Below are 14751 nucleotides of genomic sequence, written 5' to 3'. Positions count from 1 at the left end.
CGAGGATCAGGAGACTCATGGCGCGTCTCCGCGGGCTCTGGGCGGCGCGGTCGGTGATGCGACATGCTTCTCTCGATGCCGTTGTACCTTGGCCAAGATCTTCTTCACTGCGGCCAGCTCCTCCTGGGCGACCTCCGCGCGTCCCTGCCAACGTGCTGCCTCATCCCGGGCCGTGTAGGCCTGCTTCCGATAAGACTCCGCCGCCACTTTCTGTCCCTCGAGCTGCTCCCGCAGAGGCTCCGCCTGCAGCTTATGCGCCTGGCGCAGGTCGTCGGTCTGCTGCATGAAGTGCCTGCGGTCGGCCTCGGCCTGGCTATGCACCTGGGTAAGTTCTGCCCCATGGCGCTCTCGCTCCTGGCGCATGGACTCATCGTGTTGATGCCGTACAGCCTGGAGCACCTCGTCGTGGCGGGTGCGCTCGGACTCGAGTGTCGTCATCGCCCTTGCCAGGTCTTCCCGCAATGCCGTTATCTGATGATCGCGGGCGGCGAGGGCGGCCTGCTGCTCCCGAAGGCGTGTCTCCAGTTCAACCAAGCTGTGTTCTCTAGCCTGTAGCGTTGCCTTGGCCTCCTTAAGTTCTCCATTCAGGAGGAGGTTCTCGCGTTCGACCGCTGCCACCTTCTCATCTGCAGCTTCGAGTCGCACCTGCCACTCAGCCTCATTCATTGCCAGGTCGCCGAGCTTCCGCTGGTAGCTTTCCTCGGCCCGGGCCAGGGCCAGCTTCCAGACGGCTTCCACCAGGTTGTCAGATGCGGCTACCAGTTCTTCTGGAAGGGCGGTGTTTTCGCGCTTTGCCGTGATGGTCGCGGCGGTCTCCTGGCGCCAGCGCCGGATCATGTCGCTGACTACCTGCTGCCCACCCCGATTGCCGATGGCGGAATAGACCTTTGCAAAAGACACGGTTTCGCCCGCTCGGAACAGTTCCGTGCACGCCTTCTCAACCTGGTCGTACTGGACTTCAGTGATGCGGACCATTCTCGGTTTCCTGTTCGATCTGTACTTCAAGTTCCTGGGCAGTCTCAATATCCCCCCTCTCACGGTACGCCGCGGCCCACTGCAACTTCTGCGCACGGGTGGGTCTTGAATCTTGCCGGGAGCGCGTCGCCTCCGGGCTCTGAACGTCAAGCTGAAGGGCGTGCCTCTGCTTCAGCAGCCGGTCCATCTCGTCCTGGCCAAGGAAGGCGTCGGCAGCGGTTGCGGGCAAGCAGTCAAAGCGCGGGCGAATACGCGCTGCATACGGGACATCGCCAGCAGACTCCACGTACTCCGCCAACTCCTGACTAGGCCCCGCGTAGTGCGCCACGAGCAACGACGCCAAGTCCGGAAGATTGAGCTTGTAGGCCTCCAGCGCAATGCTGGCCAGCACCGAGGCATACCCATTGGCAAAGACCCCTGCAGCTTCGGCCCTGGCCCGGGTCTGCCGTTCGTCTCGCGCCGGGCGCCTCGGCTGTCGTTGCGGCACGCCTCTCACCCGGACAAACACCGGGGCGACGAACAGCGGTGCGTACTTGCGTTCCAACAACAGCGTAATGCGCTGACAACCATGCTCTTGCGGATCCCCGGGCCCTTCAGCAGAAGGCTGCGGGCCAAGAACTCGATGTCTTCTCTTGCAACCTGGGGCCAGTGCACGGGTTTCAGTACGTTGATGAGGGCGCGCAGGCTCCTTCAGGCGCTCGCCGGCATGTAGCAACAAGGCCTCGAGGTCGTCACCGGCCCCCTTCGGGCCGCTGTCATGGAATAGCGGGAGCATGTTGGCTCCAATACGATGGGGACGTGGCAAATATACGCGTATGCGTGCTGATACGCACGTATAACGTTCTATATAAGTCTTTTTGTTTCTATTTCTGGTCTTTATTCCCATTATGACCAGTTTCTTTTACCCTACGTTGGCGAACTCAAAACACCCTTCGAATAGCCCAAATGTTCCACGGAGAAATCAAGCTGATCGGCGCATGAAAGCCGCGCCGTTGCTGGACTCTGAGCCTTCCAGGTCGAATTGTTTTTTCTTTCTTCGTTGTTCCACGCGCCCCCTGAAAAGGAGTTCGCATGCCCGCAACAGACGACAACCAGAAATTAGTAACTGATCGTCGGCCAACCGTTCATCGCCGGCGTCACCAGCTGGCCCGACGACCGTTTCGAGTACCGAATCTTCGGCGGCACTCATCTGCTGCAGATCTGCCTGGCTAACCTAGGGTGCTGAGTTAGAAATTCGCAGACAAAACGGTTCAATGTTGGCGAGAATTTCGTCGGCTGATTTGGTCCATGCGAATGGTCTTGGATCTTCGTTGTAGCGTGTGAGGTAATCGCGGATGGCCTGCTCGAGCTGGCGAGTGGAGCGGTGCGTACCGCGGCGGCTCTGTTTCTCGGTGAGGGCGGCAAACCAGCGCTCGATCTGGTTGATCCACGAGGCCGAGGTCCAGGTGAAATGGACGTGGAAGCGCGGATGACGGACAAACCAGTTCCTGATCTTGGGCGTCTTGTGCGTGCCGTAGTTGTCCATCACCAGAGGGATGTCGAGGTCGGCCGGGACGTTGGCTTCGATGGTGCGCAGAAACGTCAGAAACTCGCCGCTGCGGTGGCATCGGTGCAACTCCCCGATGACTTCTCCCGTGGCGATATCGAGCGCAGCGAACAATGTCGTCGTGCCGTGGCGCATGTAGTCATGCGTGCGACATTCGGGAAGCCCCGGCGCCAGCGGCAGGATCGGCTGGGTGCGGTCGAGCGCCTGGATCGGGCTCTTCTCATCGACGCACTACACCATCGTTTTGACCGGGGGATCCAGATACAGCCCGTCGATGTCGCGGACTTTGTCGACAAACAGTGGATTGGTCGAGAGCTTGAACGTTTCCTGCCGGTGCGGTTGCAGACCGAAGGCGCGCCAGATGCGGCTGACGGCGGTTTGCCACAGCCCGCTCTCGCGCGCCATGCTGCCACGCTTCGAGCTGCTCACGCTCGCCGTCGTTCAGCACGATCTATGCCTTCGGTCTGCCCATCACTTTCTCCCGCCGCCAATCTTATGGCATGAGAGACAAGCCGATGAGCCATTTATTCATGCAATTTACAACTCACCACGCTAGCTGAACAGATACAGCAGCCCGACGACGAGCGCCGCATAGAAGGCGAACTTAATCAGGACGCCAAGCACCTTCATCGCAAGGCCGAGCACCACGAGGGCGACATACACTGCAACCCCTCCGGCCGCGCCCCACAGCGCGCCTTTCACGCCCCAGGCAAACAGCACCGAGTCGGTCACGATGTTCAACCCGAAGACGGCGTATGCGACCATCAACAGCGCGCCCAGGACGGCGCAACCCTTGACGCAACCGGCGAGGCTCGGCGCTCCACCGCTGCCAGCGGCGGCGACGGCCGAAGGACCATAGGAGGCGGACCCTGGCGCAGGGCGCGTCTGCGATGCGGCGTACTTCAGCTGCTTCTCGAGGTGCTCCTGGCCTTCGCGCTCGGACTGTCGCCGCGCCGCTTCCTCGGCGCGCCGCTCCTCCTCGAGTCGCGCCCAGCGCCCCATCTTCGCTTCATAGGTGTGCTGCGCGCCGGTGGAGAAATACCCTTTGTTGAACTCGTCGCTCATCGCACACCTCCGCGCCGCGCGAGGGCGGCGGTCCTTCCTCAGACTCCTACTATAGAAGGGCGCGGGGCGCTTGCAACGACGCTTTTGGCGATCAGTCCTCCGCCACGACGAAACCCGCGCGCGCGGCCGCCTCGAGCAACATTTTCCAGCCCGCGGGCGTCTCGAAGCTCGTTTGCCGGTCGATGCCGAGCTCGCCGTCACGAACCCGATCGCCGAAAAACAGCACGCAATCGCTCTCGTCATGCTGGCGCGAGCGCCAGACAAGGCCGTCGATGTCGGCGAACGCGGCGTGCAGGGCTTCGCCCCAGCGCGCAGTGCGCCCGTAATGGCTCGGACCGGGCTCGAGGAGCTGCGCGCGCAGCAGCGCGAGCTGTCGCAGGTTGTCGCCGCCCAGGCGCAGCAGCCGCAACGGACGGCGCGGGACGAGTAGCGCGTAGGCATGGCGCAGCACGCGCTTTTTCGGCACCGCTGCGCGGCCCGGATAGCCCGCTGAAGGCTCGAGCCGAAAAAGCGTCTCGCACAGGGCGCCGACGAGCGTCGAGCCGCCGTAGAGCGTCGGTATCGACGCGCCGCCGAGGCGGGCGATCGGATGGAAGCGCCCCTTGCCTTTGCCGGGATTGAAGCTGCTCGCCCCGTGCTCGAGCTCGTGAATGTGGTACAGCGCCCGCCCGCGCAGCCAGAATTCCGGCTCGAGCGGAAGAGTTCGAAGCGCAGCCGCGTCGGGCGGCAGCGGGACGAGCTCAGCCATGGAACATGTCGTGTTCCTCGCGCGCCGCGGCAGCGACCCGATCACGTTTGGCGGGCCAAACGTCAAGCGGTGCGGCCCCGTCGAGCCAGTCGTTGGGAGTGATGAACCAGATCCCGAGCGACCACCCTTCGTAATCGGGGGCGAGGGCCTCGATGATTGAGCGCACCTCCGAATAAGGCCGGCTGGTGCCCGGGTCGAACTGGAAGGCCGGGAACAGCATAGCCTTGTCTCGTACGCCGAAAACCCGCTTTTCGGCGGACCAGCGCGAGGTGAGGGCGTGCCGGTTCTCGGCCGAGGACTTGGCGAACTCGGCGACTTTGGCGGCGCTCCACAGCTGCGTACGCTGGGCGAACTGCTCCCGCAGGACGAGGTTTGCGTCCAGGTGCGCTGCGAGCGCGGGCGAACGCTGCAACAGCGCCTCGGTGCGCTCCTTCAGGAGCGATTGCAGGCCGGGGTCGCGTGCGCCGCCGGGTGCTTGGCGATCGGCAGCTGCGTCGCCGGCCGGCGCCACGTAGTTCCTATTCTCGAACCCACGAACGACGATCCGTAGATCCTGCGTAAAGACGACCCGGCGCTTGCGAGGGCCGGCGGGCGACAGCGGCCGGTAGCGAGACTGAGCAACCAGTCGGCCGAGCTTGGGTTCGTTGGGCATGCGCCGCTCCGGTTGGTATATGAGTTCAATTATAGCAACCCGCCGCTAACGACGCTCACTTTCAGGAGGAGCGAAGGGACGAAAGTGGCGGGCGGCCGGGACTTGAGGTAGCCTGACGAAAATGGACACTCCCGGTTGGTAGACTTGCCGAACGGGAGCAGCAGATGCAAAGAAAAATGTCAGCATTACACGCCGGAGTTTCCGCCGGGGGGCGGTCGGTCGCGGAACTGGAGGCCGAAAACGCCCGGTTGCGCAAAGAGTTGGCGGAAGCCCGGATCGAGCGCGACGTAATAAAAAAGGCCGCCGCGTACTTTGCCAGGGAGTCGCTGCCCGGTACGCGTTCATGAAGCACTGGCGACTCCGCTTTCCAGTCAAGGTCATGAGCCGCGTGTTCGACGTCTCACGCAGCGGCTTTTACGCGTGGTTGAAACGGCCGCCGTCGTGCAAGCGCCAGTCGGACGAGCGGCTGAAAGTGGCGATCAAGGCCGCCCACCAGCGCAGCCGCGAGACTTACGGCGTACGTCGTCTGCAGCCGGAGCTGGCCGCGGGCGGCTTTGCTGCCGGCCGCGACCGCATCGCCCGCCTGTGGCGCGAGCTGGGCCTTCGCTGCCGACAAAAGCGCAAATTCAAGGCGACGACGAACTCGAATCACAGCTTGCCGGTGGCAGAGAACGTGCTCGGACAGACCTCTGCCCCGAGCGCACCGAATCAGGGGTGGGTCACCGATCTGACGTACCTCCCGACAGGCGAAGGCTGCCTGTACCCTGCCCTACCTCGCATGGACGCTCTCTATTGACCCTGCGGCCACAGAGCAAGCGGGCCCGTGGGCGACGCGATGCGTGCGTTCCCGGCTACCATTTAACGCCATGCCCGACTTTCCGGTAATTGCCACCCCACCCCTCTCCCCTGCCCTGCCTGTTCAACCAGGAAAGCTGGTTGTGGGCGCGAACGCCGGCACTCGGACGCTTACCCGGGCCGAGACGGACATAGAGGCCGTGAGCGGCTGGCTCGCAAAGTACGTCGACAACCGGAACACTTTAGAGGCCTACAAACGGGATGCCGAGCGCCTCCTCACGTGGGGCGGAACAAGAGGGAAGGGGCTCGCGGATCTGATGGTGGAAGACCTGACCGACTACGGGCTGTTTCTCCGCGACCCTCAGCCCATCGAGGACTGGTGCTTGGTCAAAGTGCCCCGCTACCTCGAGGACGGCACCGACAACCCGGAATGGCGGTCGGTGCAACGCCCCCCCCGCTTCCTGGCGGATGGCTCACCGAACCCGGAATGGCGGCCCTTCGTCGGCGCCCTCTCCTCGTCCGCCGCGGGTCAGTCCCTCACTGTGCTGTTCGGGATGTTCGAGCATCTCTGCGGCGTCGGCTACCTGGCCGGCAACCCGCTCCGTGCCGCTCGGAAGAAAGGCTACAAGCCGCGGCGGACGACGGTCGACCGCTATCTCGAGCAGGATCTCTGGCAGCTCGTGCTCTCTCATCTGGAGACGTGGCCACGTGAGACCGCCCGCGACGAAGCGCACTATCAGCGCACACGGTTCCTGGCGGGTTTCCTCAAACTGACCGCGCTTCGTCGCTTCGAGATGGCGAAAGCGACCACGGCGGACGTCACGCGCATCGAAGGGCGCTGGTGGCTCAAAGTTGTCGGGAAAGGCAGCGTCGACCAGCCCATTCCACTCACGCGCGAGGCAATGCGACTTCTCGGAGCGTACCGGGCATCGTCGGGGCGCCCTCCCTCCCTCCCCCAACGTTGTCGAGCCGCTTCTGATGGACATCACCGGCACTGGCCGCGCGGTCAGCGTGAAAACCATCCACGCGATCCTGAAGAATCTGTTTCTGTCGGCCGTTCACGCCTGCACGGATCCTTATCACGCCGAGAAGTTGAAGGCCGCGAGCGCACACTGGTTGCGGCACACCGCCGCGACTCATTTGCTCCAGGACGGGGCCAGCTTGCTTCACACCCGGGATGCCCTCAGACATGCCTCCGTGCAGACAACCGAGATCTACATCTCAACGAATCAACACGCCTTCCACGAGGACATGGAAGCCCGGCAGCGTCTCACAAATACCGACCATCTCGCTGCAGACAACGAAACGAAGTTCCCTACAACCAACGCGAACGTCGCCTCCAAACGGGCAGATCTCGACTGAAGGGAATCCGGTATGCGCAGCTCACCTCTCATTGAAGCCGAAATCGAGCAAACCGCGTTGCGGCTTTTCGCAAGAGGCGGGAACTTGGCGCCGACCACCATGGAGGCTGCGCCCCGTCGTGCGGAACTGATTCTGGAACAGCAGTATTAGGCTGTCGCAGTCATCGAGACCTATGGGCGAGCATGGGCACCAAGCTCCTTCAGCCCAAGCCCCCCGTCCCTTTGCGGCAACAAAGCATCGAAATGGCCAATCAGCTGACCGACTCCGGGGCTGGCTCGCTCAGCGCGCTATCCGCCCTGGCCGTTGCAGTCTGCCGCTACAACCAGAAGGCGCCGCCCCAATCCTGGTGTTTCAACATAACGCGCCGGCGGGACCGCTCTATGCTAAGGCAGCTCTGGGCGGCGATAGCGGGATGACGGCGAAGCTTCGATCCCGCGTGACCCCTGTCGAGCGCGAAGTGATCCCGGCACAGTTTTGGCGGTAGCTGAAAAACCGCTCGACGTCGGATCCAGCGGACCCGCCTGCCACCGAACCCCGAGCGAACCGTCGCGCTTCGTGCCCTTCATCGCTAAGCTTTGCCCTTTTCCGCTGCAAAGCTTGGCGTGATAATGCAGCCTGCGTAATCAACCAAGGCCTTCCATGGCTACCCCCACTTCTGAACAGCTTGCCACGCTCAAACGCCTCTGGACTGTCGCCAACGGTCACTCCGGCCAGTGCAAGTACATCGCTGAGTTCCTTCTTGGCCTGTATAACGGCATCCGCTTTCCCGTCGACTTAACCGGTTTCCGGGCGCTCGATCAAGCAATCTTCCGAGACTGTCTCACCGTCCTCGAAATGGATAGCCAGCCGCAGCAAGAGGTTCACCTGCTACTGGGGTGCTTGAATGGCGAATTCGAAAAACTCGCCGAAGATTGGCGCATTCCCGACCGCTCCGTATAGTAGCCACCTCCTCATTGCACAGAGGTCCGACGATGATGTTCATCGCAGCGAAGATCAACAATGTTGACATGATTCGACTCCGAGACCGTGTGCTGACCGCGCCGGTCCTCCGTGGTGCGCCCGGGGACTTTCCCTGGGACAGATTCGAGGCCGCCGCGCTCGAAGCCGGCGTTTCGAAGGATCTCGCGAATCTTGGTCGCGCGATTTTCCGGGAAGCTTTTCAGCATGACTGGCGCGACGAGCTCAAAGTCGAATGCGGTTGGTTGGACGGCGGGCAACGGCTGGTCTACCAAGCCTTCGCGTTTCCACAAGACTGCACCGCGCGTTGGCAGCATCTGCTCGAAACCGACGGGGTCCCGGACGACGTCGAGGTCCCGCCCGTCACAATCGACCCGTATGACCTGGCTGACGGCCTCGACGCTGTAGGGATCAAGACGAACTTCATACGGTAAGCCCATCGGCGCGACCCACCCCCGTTTTAACCACCCTACCCCTACCATTTTTGCTAGTGCAGTGCATCATTTTTACTAAGTAACTGATTATTGGCGTTATTGCAGGTTGATAAGCACCGAGAGAGTCAATCCGCTGCGAACTCTGGCTCATAGCAAACTTCGTGGTCCGGGCGACGCAGTACGATGTCGCCCTCCTCCCACGACTCGACCAGCCGCGCGTTGACCGGCAGTGTCCGACGAACGTTCTGGTCGTCTAGACATTCGACGTACCCACCATCGCCCATGCGCCTAAGCACGCCGATCAGCTTGCCTCGTCGGGTGACAACCTGCATGCCGTCTCCCCGCTCGAGGAACATCGGCAGCTTCGTGTTGAGCCGCTCGAGGACCACTTTCGACGCGCTATCTCTGTCCTCGAACCGGTCTTGGATCTCGAGCAGGCGGGCAAAGTCCTTCCGCTGCCGAACAAGCGTAGCCAGATACGCGAAAGCGGCTTTTGCGTTGAATTGCTGGATGCGATGCCACACCAGGGCGACGACTGCTCCGAGCTTGCCGCCGTTGCCATGCTCACGGGCCAGCTTCATGAGCGCGCAGATACGGCTTCGAGAAAGGCCGAGCGATATGAGTCGGACCAGCTCTGCCGGCAGCCGGGTTTTCTTGTCGATCCGATTTTCTCGAGACCCCCCTGCCCTCTCCTGGTCGGTCTCGCATGGCGCCTCGGGTGGGGGCTGTCCTTTCGAAGAAAGTTGTTGATTAGGGGAAAGTTCAATCTCTTGTAAACGGTCTCTCACGGTGAGAGACGGCCCCTGTGGAAAACTGCACTCCGGCTGGCCAGCGACCTCTTCCTTGGTAGCCAGGTGTTCCTGGTAGACGCCCTTGCTGGCCTGTGCTTGTCCAGCCAGGCCGAGCAGCTGCAATGCCTTCTCGGTGAGCCAAATGCGGCTTACCGAATACTGGCCGAAGGCTTCCCTCGCCCGTCTGCGGCCTTGCTCGCGCGTGATGTACCCCCTCGTTACAAGCTCCGCGAGACCGCGGTAAAGAGTGGGGTGGCTGCCGAGGAGCGACTCGGCGCAGATGCTGTCTCGACTGGCGAAGACTGGCTCAGTGGGGCGCTTCACGTCGAAGAAGGCCAAAATGCCGTAGAGGGCCTGACGGGCCGTTCTGGCCAGGTCGAGGCAGTTTCGCCGGTTGAGCGCTTCTGCCCGGGCACGGATGAGCGGCGCCGGCAGAAAGCGGGCCTTGGGCCCAGAAGGGGAGGGGAGGGGGGCGTTGAGTTGAACAACCCCCTCGCAAGCCAGTGAAATTGGCACGATAGTCCTTTTTGAGCAAAAAGGACCCCTTTCGGTATTGACACCAACTCGCCGCTCATTAAACTACGGACATGCAACTGTCGCGTAACCGGTTCCCGCCGGTGAGCGTTAAGTCAGGGTTCAATCCCTAGCAGAGGCCAACTTTCCAGAGTTGGCCTTTGTCTTTTCAGGGGTCAGTTGATCTCAGCGTTGTCGCTAGTCGATTCCTCTTACGTTGTCCAAACGACAGCCGTCAGTCTCGTGTTCCCGCACGAGACGAATGCCGCCCCCAAATGCTCAGAAAGCTGCCCTGTGGACGATGGGCAGCTTTCTGAACATTCGGAAGGGTAGAGGAGGGCCGTACGTCCAAAGCAGTCATCTGGCACCTCCCTTTCGCTTCATTTTAGGTTAAGTCCTTGTTTTTCGGTATTATTGCAGGTTGATAATCACTTTTTGTTGCCTTTGGCGGCGCTGGCCCGCTCTTTGATAAGCTCAGTAATGAGCGCGAAAGTCGCCTCTGCTTCTTCAGCCGAAGCGAACGAGAGGCGGACGGTCTTGTCGCTGCGAAGCGCTTCGCAATACTTCGTCTTGCCCTGACGAAAGGTGACTGGTTCCGGGCGAGTCGGGCGCTTCAAGGTGTCACTCGCTTTTGCTTGCTGCACCGCAGCAATTTGGGAAAGCTCCGACGTTACGATCTTCTGAACGGCCTCAATGACCTTAGCTGCTTTGCCCTGTTTGGTGAGTTGAGCAAGCTGCTGCACGGCCTTGGCACCGAAGAGGGCAGGGGCGTCGGCGATGCATGCCAAGGCCTCCTCGGGCAGCTCGTCAAACGCCATGAGGGAGCTGATGTACGGCTGGCTGACCCCGGCTTCGGCAGCCACCTGCGCTTGCCTCAGCTTCTTCTTCTCCATCCGCCCTTTGAAGCCGAGATACTTCTCGTAGTCCGTGAGGCTCGGGGCGAGGAGGTTGGAGTAGAACGCCGTCCGGTCGGTCTCGTCGTCGTCGAGGTCGAGAATGTTGATGTCGATCTCGTCCCGGCCAAGCTCGCGGAAGAGGCTTACGCGGTTGTTGCCGGCGATGATCTCGTAGCCGCCCTCAGGTCGCAGTCGTACAGTGACCGGGTTCGCCAACGGGTTGTGTCGCAGGTTTTCGCGCAACTCCGCATATTGCTGGGCGGTGAGTTTGCGGCGTCGCCCCGGAATCTCGTGGAGCTCGTCGAGTTTGGCCGTCTGGCGTGGCTGGCTTTCAAGCGCAGTCGCCAGCGCTGCTTCCGCTTCGGCAAGCTTGCGATGAGCCTCTGCCAGCGCCTCCTTGGAGCCATGCTCCGCCTTGAGCTTGGCCAGCTCTGCTTCCGCCGCTTCGGCACGTGCCATGGCGTCCGCCAGTTGGCCGGAGAAAATTGCCAGCTGTCCGGGAGCCGTACGAGCTTCATCTGGCTTCTCTGGAAGCCTTTTCGCCACACCGCCGCTGGCCGTTCGCGCTTGCATGGCGGCCAAGAGGTCGGTGTTCTTCGACTTCATATCCTTCGCGCCGGCCATATCAAGCCCCCTCGTACCAAGCTTTCACGATCTTGTTGTCAATGATTTCGACGACCTGGTCGTAAGCGTCACGAATACGGCTGTAGGTTTTGGCGCCGCCTTCCCACTTGCTGACGTCGTAGACGGTGCCGAAGCCGGTCGCGGTGGTGCCGATGACGCTCGAGAAGGGTATCTCGACGGGCAGGACCTTAGCGGTGTAGGTCGAAACGATCCACTCGCGGACCACGGAGGCCGACGCCTCCTGTGCATTCACCGCGCTCAAGAGGATGTTCACGAAGTCGAACTCTTTGACGAAGTTCCGCTTCTCGAACGAGCTCGCCAGGTCGGAGAACAGCGACCAGTATTGAGCAGCTGACGCGAAGTCCAAGCTCTTGGGCGGCAGCGGCATCAGCATCCCGTCCGCGCCCATCAGGGCGTTGATGGTAAGGTACGAGAGAGAAGGCGGCGTGTCTAGCACGATAATGTCATAGTCCGCCGCCAAGTCTTGGAGGGCAGGGGCCAGGATGTTCCAGAATTCAAAGCCGGGCTTCTCGGCCACTTTGTGAGGGATGACGAACTCGGCCGAGAAGAGGGTAGGGGCACCGGGAATCAGATCCAGCCCGTCCCAGTATGTGGGTTGGATTGCGTATCGGAGATCCTTCTGGTCCCCGAAAATAAGGGGCATCACCGTCGCGTCGCTGTCGACTTCGGCAGAGGGCAGCAGCCCGCACAGAGAAGAGAGCGATGCCTGCGGATCCAGGTCGACGATGAGCACTTTCCGGCCGCGCAGAGTCAGGCCTTGAGCCAACGACATCGCGGTCGTCGTCTTGGTCGAGCCCCCTTTGAAATTGCTGACGACTACGATGCGGCCGCGTTTTCCCTCGGGGCGTTTCTTGATCTTGCTCTCGGCCTGGACCCATTGCCGGGTCTCAGCCAAGGTGAAGACCCGCCCACGGCCCGCGCCTTGCGCGACCCCGGGTGGCAGGTCACCCTTGCCGATGAGATAATTGATGCGCGCCCGGTCGATGCCGCAGAGCGTCGCCAGCTGAGTGGTTGTGTATTCAGGTGGGTTTTTGCGTGGGTGCGGCTTGAGCATGCTGTCGCGCACCAATGCCAACATGTCGTCTGCGATACTCGCGAGTTCGATGAGTTGAGCTGGGCCGACCTTCGCTTCGATGGGCTTCAGCTTGAGATCAGATTCGGGTGTCGTCAGTGCCATGGCAAGCCTTCTTTGTTTTAGGATCGCGCCTCTTGCACTGAGGCGACGATTAAGCTTCCATTCGACGCTCGTGGTGCAAAATAACTCCGAAGCGGAGAATACGCGGTGATGCAGCGGGGCGCAAGTCCACCTCGCATATTCACGCCTACCGCAGACTCCTAAAGAATCAGTCGGTTACCCCGGTTACCTGAAATGGAGGGTGAAGGCGTCTAGCTTCTAGCGTCATTTGCAATTAACCGACCGAGTGTCTTTGCTTTGTATGCTCCTGGGAATGCTGGGTTTGACTATTTGGAGATGCACGTAGGTCGCGGAGGGGTGGAAGTGTGGGTAAAGAACCGTACGACGGTTAATTGCATTTATGGAGAATGAAATTCTAATCCCGGAAGTTGCGGGTAGGGCCGCAGCAAACATGCCAACGCAAGTCAGGCGACGCGAGGCGGTGATCAGAGTTAAACACTGGCTGAAAAATAGCCTTAGAGGCAAGGGTGGTCGCGTTCCTATAATGAGCTCGCCACAGCCGATCTTATCGATGATCAGGAGCCGCAGCGTGGTAAAGGGCTTGAGCTTCTCGCCGAGCCGCCCTTCGTTGTGCGCCTTGGTCAGCGTGGCAATGAGGTTCGCTGCGGTACCGAACAGCAGCACCCGGTAGCCGGTCCCCGCTGACCATGCCATCATGGACGCATTCACATTCGGGCGCCTGGATCCCTTGGTAGAGCACGAGTCTCCGCCGGTGGACCCCAAACGAAAACGGAGCCCTCTGGCTCCGTCGTCAATGAATTCCGCAACCACGTCAGGCAGCCGCTTTGGTCCTGTCCAGAGCATACTGCCTCGTCTGGTACGGCATCAGCTCGCCCAAGCGGCTGGTGAGGTCCATCGAGGCGCCCCAAGCCACCGCCAAAGGATCCTTGCAACCGGCGGCCTCAGCTTTGGGTACAGGTGAGGAGGGCTGGAACTGGCGGATAGCCGAAAGCAGCCGTAGCTTTCGCTCCTTCGGCAGTACGTTGAAGCGGGCCAGCCGATCGACCAGGTAGCCGGCATCTGGCCGGAGGTTGGCGGGCACGTCAGCCAGGTTGGGAACCTCGCCGGCGTACCAGAGACGTTCAGCGACCTCGCGCAGCAGCTCAGGATCGACACGCGCGAAACCCTGGCGCACTACGTCGCCAAGCATTCGCTCTAGTGCCGCTCCTCGAGCCAACCGTTTCACGAAGACCTCCTCTCGTCAACTTTTCTTCTAACATGGGCCAAATTCGGGGTCAAGTCAGGCCCCACGTAATATTTGGCTGCCTCCAGCGCCAATTGTTCAAACCGTTCCCAGGAGGCCTCCGGCAGGGCGAGGAGGGTGCGGATGTCCTCCAGATCCACGTCACCTAGGCGGCCGAGCTTGGACAGGGCAATGTCCTCGATGCTCGGCAGCATCACGACTACGGGTGACTCGCGGGTGCCCTCGAGGGGCACGGCGCGGTCCTGGTAGTCCATGTGGAGCGGGCCCAGGGTCGGGTTGAAGGTCGGGTCGTAGGCCAGCTGCGACGGCCCCTCCTCCGGATCGTCGTAATCCACTGGGGGCAGGTCAGCCAGGATGAGCATCAGTTCGCTCTTGAGCGGCTGCGGATACGCGAACTCGGCGTCGACGTCCGTACTGGCCCGGGAGTGGGCGTGGAGATGGACCGCGCAGCCCCCGAAGACGTATGCGTGGACGGTACCGGGCGGCACTTGGCGCCGAGCGAGTTCCTCGCCCAGGTTGCTGAAGAGCTGCAGGATCGCGTCCGTCATCGGGGGGTTCATGATGCCTCCCAGAATGCTGCCTGCAATTGTATCGGGATAGCGTGGAAGGCCCGACTCAAGTTTCGCAGCCGAAGCACAGCAGAGGAGGCAGCCGCAGTCATGCGTCGCCTCCGATTCTCCTGGTAAGGCGGGCGTAGGCCGACACCCATGTCACTAGGTCGATCCCGTCAGGTTTGTCTGATTTGCCAGACAAGCCTGACTTGCTAGCAATTCACTTCGAAGCGTTGCCATCCCCAAGGTTAAGCGGGCGCACCCGGCAGCCCAGGGACGCATGGTGCTCCCCAGTGTCCTCCTCGAGGCATTCGTAGTCGGTCTGGGCGGCGTGAACGTCATCAGGATGCTAACGATCCCGTGGAAGGTCTGGGAACGGAGGATGATTGAGGGGCCGAGGGCAGGGCAGTGTTGTTTCAAGA

15 protein-coding genes and 2 pseudogenes are annotated in these 14751 nt (G+C 61.6%); 4 read left to right on the top strand and 13 right to left on the bottom strand.

Features of this window, described 5'->3' with window-relative positions:
* Nucleotides 1–15 precede the first annotated feature (15 nt).
* The 7 genes and pseudogenes from GO608_RS01095 to GO608_RS01065 form a co-directional block, all read right to left on the bottom strand.
* Nucleotides 16–975, bottom strand: a complete 960-nt coding sequence (locus tag GO608_RS01095) for a DNA-binding protein (protein WP_169199568.1) — start codon at nt 973–975, stop codon at nt 16–18.
* Nucleotides 959–1750 (bottom strand): hypothetical protein, encoded by a 792-nt coding sequence (locus tag GO608_RS01090; protein WP_169199569.1) that lies wholly within the window; start codon nt 1748–1750, stop codon nt 959–961. The genes GO608_RS01095 and GO608_RS01090 overlap by 17 nt, the downstream gene beginning before the upstream one ends.
* 186 nt (nt 1751–1936) lie before the next feature.
* Nucleotides 1937–2164 (bottom strand): hypothetical protein, encoded by a 228-nt coding sequence (locus tag GO608_RS01085; protein WP_169199570.1) that lies wholly within the window; start codon nt 2162–2164, stop codon nt 1937–1939.
* Nucleotides 2165–2188: 24 nt separating this feature from the next.
* Nucleotides 2189–2929: pseudogene (locus GO608_RS01080) on the bottom strand (IS630 family transposase); the annotation flags it as partial.
* A 144-nt stretch (nt 2930–3073) separates the two neighbouring features.
* Nucleotides 3074–3586, bottom strand: a complete 513-nt coding sequence (locus tag GO608_RS01075) for a hypothetical protein (RefSeq protein ID WP_169199571.1) — start codon at nt 3584–3586, stop codon at nt 3074–3076.
* A 91-nt stretch (nt 3587–3677) separates the two neighbouring features.
* A complete protein-coding gene (locus GO608_RS01070) occupies nt 3678–4334 on the bottom strand; it encodes an RES family NAD+ phosphorylase (RefSeq protein ID WP_169199572.1) in 657 nt (218 codons plus the stop codon).
* Nucleotides 4327–4986, bottom strand: coding sequence for a hypothetical protein (locus GO608_RS01065; protein WP_011254984.1), 660 nt, complete (start codon nt 4984–4986; stop codon nt 4327–4329). Before GO608_RS01065 ends, GO608_RS01070 begins: the two co-directional genes overlap by 8 nt.
* A gap of 206 nt (nt 4987–5192) precedes the next feature.
* On the opposite strand from GO608_RS01065, the pseudogene GO608_RS01060 reads away from it, so the two are divergent.
* From GO608_RS01060 to GO608_RS01045, 4 genes and pseudogenes are all read left to right on the top strand, one after another.
* Nucleotides 5193–5755, top strand: a pseudogene (locus GO608_RS01060) (IS3 family transposase); the annotation flags it as partial.
* A 1004-nt stretch (nt 5756–6759) separates the two neighbouring features.
* Complete coding sequence (locus GO608_RS01055) at nt 6760–7143, top strand: site-specific integrase (RefSeq protein WP_247002670.1); 384 nt, start codon at nt 6760–6762, stop codon at nt 7141–7143.
* Nucleotides 7144–7782: 639 nt separating this feature from the next.
* Nucleotides 7783–8082, top strand: a complete 300-nt coding sequence (locus tag GO608_RS01050) for a DUF7673 family protein (RefSeq protein ID WP_169200523.1) — start codon at nt 7783–7785, stop codon at nt 8080–8082.
* Between the two features lie 32 nt (nt 8083–8114).
* Nucleotides 8115–8534, top strand: a complete 420-nt coding sequence (locus GO608_RS01045) for a hypothetical protein (protein ID WP_169200522.1) — start codon at nt 8115–8117, stop codon at nt 8532–8534.
* A 125-nt stretch (nt 8535–8659) separates the two neighbouring features.
* Here GO608_RS01045 and GO608_RS01040 read toward each other — a convergent pair whose 3' ends face one another.
* The 6 genes from GO608_RS01040 to GO608_RS01015 all read right to left on the bottom strand — a co-directional run bounded on the left by GO608_RS01040 (nt 8660) and on the right by GO608_RS01015 (nt 14326).
* On the bottom strand, nt 8660–9841 hold the full coding sequence (locus GO608_RS01040) for a replication protein (protein WP_169200521.1): 1182 nt from the start codon (nt 9839–9841) through the stop codon (nt 8660–8662).
* A gap of 425 nt (nt 9842–10266) precedes the next feature.
* Nucleotides 10267–11358, bottom strand: a complete 1092-nt coding sequence (locus tag GO608_RS01035) for a ParB/RepB/Spo0J family partition protein (RefSeq protein WP_169200520.1) — start codon at nt 11356–11358, stop codon at nt 10267–10269.
* 1 nt (nt 11359) lies between these two features.
* The gene (locus GO608_RS01030; RefSeq protein ID WP_247002668.1) at nt 11360–12556 is read right to left on the bottom strand and encodes an AAA family ATPase; all 1197 of its coding nucleotides are present in this window, start codon (nt 12554–12556) and stop codon (nt 11360–11362) included.
* 222 nt (nt 12557–12778) lie between these two features.
* Nucleotides 12779–13243 (bottom strand): ATP-binding protein, encoded by a 465-nt coding sequence (locus GO608_RS01025; protein WP_211159636.1) that lies wholly within the window; start codon nt 13241–13243, stop codon nt 12779–12781.
* A gap of 103 nt (nt 13244–13346) precedes the next feature.
* Nucleotides 13347–13760, bottom strand: coding sequence for a hypothetical protein (locus GO608_RS01020; RefSeq protein WP_169200519.1), 414 nt, complete (start codon nt 13758–13760; stop codon nt 13347–13349).
* Nucleotides 13757–14326: a DUF6036 family nucleotidyltransferase gene (locus GO608_RS01015; protein ID WP_247002666.1), complete on the bottom strand. Its 570-nt coding sequence runs from the start codon at nt 14324–14326 to the stop codon at nt 13757–13759. The genes GO608_RS01020 and GO608_RS01015 overlap by 4 nt, the downstream gene beginning before the upstream one ends.
* Between the last annotated feature and the right edge of the window lie 425 nt (nt 14327–14751).

It is taken from the genome of Aromatoleum buckelii (genome assembly GCF_012910785.2).
GTDB classification, from domain to species: domain Bacteria; phylum Pseudomonadota; class Gammaproteobacteria; order Burkholderiales; family Rhodocyclaceae; genus Aromatoleum; species Aromatoleum buckelii.
The sequence above is the reverse complement of the archived record's forward strand: the minus strand, read 5'-3'. Positions and strand labels throughout refer to the sequence as shown.

Bases quoted from the DNA above. Each gene is read 5' to 3' on its own strand.
- GO608_RS01070 (WP_169199572.1), bottom strand. From the start codon at position 4,334: ATGGCTGAGCTCGTCCCGCTGCCGCCCGACGCGGCTGCGCTTCGAACT.
- GO608_RS01075 (WP_169199571.1), bottom strand. From the start codon at position 3,586: ATGAGCGACGAGTTCAACAAAGGGTATTTCTCCACCGGCGCGCAGCAC.
- GO608_RS01035 (WP_169200520.1), bottom strand. From the start codon at position 11,358: ATGGCCGGCGCGAAGGATATGAAGTCGAAGAACACCGACCTCTTGGCC.
- GO608_RS01030 (WP_247002668.1), bottom strand. From the start codon at position 12,556: ATGGCACTGACGACACCCGAATCTGATCTCAAGCTGAAGCCCATCGAA.
- GO608_RS01095 (WP_169199568.1), bottom strand. From the start codon at position 975: ATGGTCCGCATCACTGAAGTCCAGTACGACCAGGTTGAGAAGGCGTGC.
- GO608_RS01090 (WP_169199569.1), bottom strand. From the start codon at position 1,750: ATGCTCCCGCTATTCCATGACAGCGGCCCGAAGGGGGCCGGTGACGAC.
- GO608_RS01065 (WP_011254984.1), bottom strand. From the start codon at position 4,986: ATGCCCAACGAACCCAAGCTCGGCCGACTGGTTGCTCAGTCTCGCTAC.
- GO608_RS01015 (WP_247002666.1), bottom strand. From the start codon at position 14,326: ATGACGGACGCGATCCTGCAGCTCTTCAGCAACCTGGGCGAGGAACTC.
- GO608_RS01055 (WP_247002670.1), top strand. From the start codon at position 6,760: ATGGACATCACCGGCACTGGCCGCGCGGTCAGCGTGAAAACCATCCAC.
- GO608_RS01085 (WP_169199570.1), bottom strand. From the start codon at position 2,164: ATGAGTGCCGCCGAAGATTCGGTACTCGAAACGGTCGTCGGGCCAGCT.
- GO608_RS01045 (WP_169200522.1), top strand. From the start codon at position 8,115: ATGATGTTCATCGCAGCGAAGATCAACAATGTTGACATGATTCGACTC.
- GO608_RS01050 (WP_169200523.1), top strand. From the start codon at position 7,783: ATGGCTACCCCCACTTCTGAACAGCTTGCCACGCTCAAACGCCTCTGG.